The sequence below is a fragment of the Pseudomonas sp. SIMBA_067 genome, assembly GCF_046534675.1.
Lineage (GTDB): Bacteria > Pseudomonadota > Gammaproteobacteria > Pseudomonadales > Pseudomonadaceae > Aquipseudomonas > Aquipseudomonas putida.
The window spans coordinates 1-260 of sequence record NZ_JAWRYH010000709.1; the positions used below are offsets into that span (position 1 = coordinate 1).

Here is a 260-nt window from a genome sequence, read left to right on the forward strand (position 1 = left end):
CTGTTGACCACTTCCGCCGCGCCCAGTTTGTCCATGTAGTGGAACGGGCCGCCTAAGAAAGGCGGAAAGCCGATGCCAAACACCGCACCGATATCCCCATCGCGGGCGCAGCGAACCACCTGCTCATCAAGACAGCGAGCCGCTTGGTTCAGCATCATCATCACGCAGCGTTCAGCAATCTGCGCTTCGCTCTGCCTGGCCTGCGGCGAGACTTTCAGCAACGTATACAGCGAAGCGTCCGGTTTTTTACGCTGCCAGCG

General features: G+C 59.6%; 1 pseudogene. It reads right to left on the reverse strand.

Annotation, left to right across the window (positions count from 1 at the left end):
* Positions 1-260, reverse strand: a pseudogene (gene fadB, locus SB765_RS30985) (fatty acid oxidation complex subunit alpha FadB); the annotation flags it as partial.